This window comes from Longimicrobiales bacterium, assembly GCA_035764935.1.
GTDB lineage: Bacteria > Gemmatimonadota > Gemmatimonadetes > Longimicrobiales > RSA9 > DASTYK01.
In genome coordinates, this window is the sequence record DASTYK010000136.1 from 1 (window position 1) to 3,489 (window position 3,489).

The window sequence follows — 3,489 nt, forward strand, 5'->3', positions numbered from 1 at the left end:
CGCAATGGACGGTGTGCGGTGCCGCGTACCCCGTCCGTTTCATCACCTCCTCGCCCTCGATCACCTTGACCAGCCGGGGACTGCGCGGGTCGGGGCGGGTGTCGACGACATGGATGCGGGAGCTGTGCGTGCCAGGCACGACGAGGTAACGCCGCTCCATGTGCGGGTTGGGCGCGTAGCCGCACAGGTGCGAGCTGCACGCATTCCAGCCGAAGTGGTGCAGCTCGTTGCCTCCGTGCGGGAAGTCGACGCGGCCGACCAGCGTCCCATAGGTGGGCGAGTCCGGGTCGGTGTCGACGACACCGAGCGCGTCGGTATGGCCGTTCTCGCCACTCGCGAGCAGTGCGACGTAGGCGAGCCGCTCGGGCGGCGCTTCGCTCGCCATGGAGGGCGTGGGGTAGAACGTGGGATCGGGGAGCAGGCGTGCCATGGGAGTCTCCCGGTGATGTCGATCCGGCGGCGCCACTCGTCGCCTGCCGGTTCTGGTTCGTTGAAACGATGCATGCCCGGTGATGCGCGTGCCTGAAGGAAGGCTGGAGCTTTCATGGAGAACGGATGGAGATCCCGCGGCGAGGCCGTGGCGCGCGGAGGTGGAATGAGACGACGGGAGTGATGTGGTGGTCAGGAGTCACCGAAGGTGCAGCACGGAGGACACGGTGATCTACGAGTTCGGCGATTTCAAGCTCGACACGCGCCGCTGCGAGCTGTCGCGCGCGGGCCAGCCGCGGCACCTCGAGCCGCAGGTCTACGCGGTGCTCTGCCACCTGATCGAGAACCGCGAGCGCGTGGTCGGGCGCGACGAGCTGCTGGACCAGGTATGGGGGCATCGCTTCATCACGCCCGGTACGCTGGACACACGCATCAAGCTGCTGCGCCAGGCACTCGGCGACGACGGCGGCTCGCAGCAGATGATCCGCACCGTGCGCGGTCGTGGGTTCCGCTTCGTCTGCGACGTGTGGCCGGGGCGCATCGATGCCGCCGGCACACCCCAGCCAGTGTCCGATGCCGCCAGCGCGGTGCTGCGCGACGTCCTTGCCGCGCACCACGCGGCCGTGCAGCGCCCGCAGCAGCGCATCCGCTTCTGCCGCGCGCCGGACGGCGTCCGCATCGCGTACGCGCTGAGCGGCGAGGGGCCGCCGCTGGTGAAGCCCGCGAACTGGCTGACCCACCTGGAGCACGACTGGGAAAGCCCCGTGTGGGGACACTGGCTGCGGGAACTGAGTCGCACACACACGCTGATACGCTACGACGAGCGCGGCTGCGGTCTGTCCGATCACGACGTCGCCGACTTCTCGTTCGAGAGCTGGGTAGGCGATCTCGAAGCGGTGGTCGACGCCCAGGGGCTGGAGCGGTTTTCCCTGCTCGGGATCTCACAGGGTTGCGCGGTTGCGATCGCGTACACCGTGCGTCACCCCGAGCGCGTCGCCTCGCTGGTGCTGCACGGCGGCTATGCCTGTGGCCGCAACCACCGCCCGACGACCGCACAGAAGGAGATCGAAGCGACGCTGCTGCGCGACCTGATCCGCGCCGGATGGGGCCGCGACAACGCGGCATTCCGCCAGGTGTTCGGCGCCCTGTTCGTTCCGGAAGGCACGCCCGAGCAGATGCGCTGGTTCGAAGAGCTGACGCGCACGGTGCCGATGGAGAATGCCCTGCGAATCGAGGAGACCGCGCACGCAATCGACGTCCGTGAGCTGGCATCATCGCTCCGCGTTCCGGCGCTGGTGCTGCACCCGCGCGGCGACGCGATGGTCCCGTTCGAGGCCGGTCGACGGCTGGCGGCGCGGATTCCCGATGCGCGCTTCGTGCCGCTCGACAGCCGCAATCACGTGCTCCTCGAGAACGAGCCGGCGTGGGCGCGGTTCCTGGACGAGGTGCGTAGCTTCCTGGGGGTCCGGGTGAGCGAGATGTGAAGCGAAGGTGCGGGGCGTGCGATGGGTGAGGACCGTCGGAAACGTTACAGGTGCAGACGGCGTCGCAACTCGTGCAGGGGGTCCGGCGTGAGGCGCTGGTCGGGAGGGGAACGATGGGAGGCAGACAGATGGACCTCGCGGTACCATTCGCATGCGACATGAGTGCGCTCACCGCGGCGCAGCGTGCAGAGCACGCCGACGTAACGCGCGCGCTGTTCGGTGCGGTGACGCAGATCCGATCGGGCAAGGATCGATACGGCTTTGTCTTGAACGGTGATGATGCGGTGCTCGCGCTCGCGGGGCGTTTCATTGCACTCGAGCGTCGCTGCTGCCCGTTCTTCACGTTCACGCTGACCGTGGCGCCGGCCGCACCGACCGAGCTGGTTGTCGGCGGCCCTCCGGGCGTGCAGCCCTTCATCCGGGCTGAGCTCGGCGGCCATCTGGGGCCCGCTACACGATTCCCGGATGAACCGACGGAGGCGGCGCGCTGATGCGAACGGATGATCTTGCGACGACCCTGGCGCTGCTGTTTCGTGAGCTGGTCCACGGCGCCCCGGACGGCGGAGCCTTCATGCTGAACCAGAAGGACGCCGGGCTGCTGCGCTCGCTGGACACCCTGTCCGCCGAAGCTGCCTCGGCGCGGCCGAACGGCGGGGCGTCGATCGCTGCGCACGTGGATCATCTGCGCTATGGCCTGACGTTGATGAACCGGTGGGCAGCCGGGGAGAACCCGTTCAGCGACGCGGACTGGTCGGCGTCATGGGAGCGGCAGGCGGTCGACGAAGCGGAATGGGAGGAGCGTCGCCGGGCGCTGCGCAGGGAGGTGGAGCAGTGGCTGCGCGCCCTGGCCGAGCCGCGCCAGGTGAACGAGGTCGAGCTGGCCGGCATGATCGGCAGCATCGCGCATCTCGCGTATCATCTTGGCGCGATGCGGCAGCTCGATCGCGCGATGCGGGGACCGCCGGCGAGCGACTGAGCGCAGTGCTTCGATTCACGGAGAGGTGATGAGCATTCGAATCGTCCGGCTGGGCACGCCGCGGGCGGAAGACGAAGGTCTGCGCATCGGCACCGTTCGTCGACCGCCGCGAGGCGTGCCCAAGGCCGAGATCGCCGGGAGGGATTTCTACGACGTCTGGTTCCCGAACCTGGCGCCGTCCCTGGAAACGATGAAGGCCGCGCAGCGGGCGGAAACGCCCGCCGAATGGCGGGCCTTCGTCCGGGCGTATCGCAAGGAGATGGGCACGCCGGAGGCGCGACACGCGCTGGCACTGCTCGCGGCGATGTCGCACGAGACGAACTTTTCAGTGGGCTGTTACTGCGAGGACGAGGACCACTGCCATCGTTCGATCCTGCGGGAGCTGCTGCAGGAGCACGGCGCGTTGATACAGGCCTAGCGGGCCTGTTGTAGTTTGGCGGCCTGGAACGTCTCGCGTGCGGGCAGGTGCTGCCCGGCTGCGTCAGGCTGGGGGGGGTCAGCGTGCGCGTGTACGACGAGTCCGGCCGCATGATCCACGCGGAGCGTTTATTGCTGACTCCGGTCGGTAATGCGGAGCGCCAGCCGGGAACGGGCGGACGT

Annotated in this window: 5 protein-coding genes; 4 read left to right on the forward strand and 1 reads right to left on the reverse strand. The window is 68.6% G+C overall.

Annotation, left to right across the window (positions count from 1 at the left end):
• A partial coding sequence (locus tag VFU06_10935; GenBank protein ID HEU5209899.1) for a selenium-binding protein SBP56-related protein occupies positions 1–430 on the reverse strand: 430 nt, incomplete at its 3' end.
• Between the two features lie 226 nt (positions 431–656).
• Here VFU06_10935 and VFU06_10940 point away from each other — a divergent pair.
• From VFU06_10940 to VFU06_10955, 4 genes are all read left to right on the forward strand, one after another.
• Entirely contained in the window at positions 657–1,913 is a 1,257-nt protein-coding gene (locus VFU06_10940; protein ID HEU5209900.1) for an alpha/beta fold hydrolase, read from the forward strand.
• A 113-nt stretch (positions 1,914–2,026) separates the two neighbouring features.
• Entirely contained in the window at positions 2,027–2,404 is a 378-nt protein-coding gene (locus VFU06_10945) for a hypothetical protein (protein ID HEU5209901.1), read from the forward strand.
• Entirely contained in the window at positions 2,404–2,889 is a 486-nt protein-coding gene (locus VFU06_10950; protein HEU5209902.1) for a hypothetical protein, read from the forward strand. Before VFU06_10945 ends, VFU06_10950 begins: the two co-directional genes overlap by 1 nt.
• 28 nt (positions 2,890–2,917) lie before the next feature.
• The gene (locus VFU06_10955; protein ID HEU5209903.1) at positions 2,918–3,307 is read left to right on the forward strand and encodes a DUF488 family protein; all 390 of its coding nucleotides are present in this window, start codon (positions 2,918–2,920) and stop codon (positions 3,305–3,307) included.
• Positions 3,308–3,489: the final 182 nt, after the last annotated feature.

Excerpts from the sequence above, each read along its gene's own strand:
- VFU06_10945 (HEU5209901.1), top strand. The coding sequence starts at position 2,027 with ATGGGAGGCAGACAGATGGACCTCGCGGTACCATTCGCATGCGACATG.
- VFU06_10950 (HEU5209902.1), top strand. The coding sequence starts at position 2,404 with ATGCGAACGGATGATCTTGCGACGACCCTGGCGCTGCTGTTTCGTGAG.
- VFU06_10955 (HEU5209903.1), top strand. The coding sequence starts at position 2,918 with ATGAGCATTCGAATCGTCCGGCTGGGCACGCCGCGGGCGGAAGACGAA.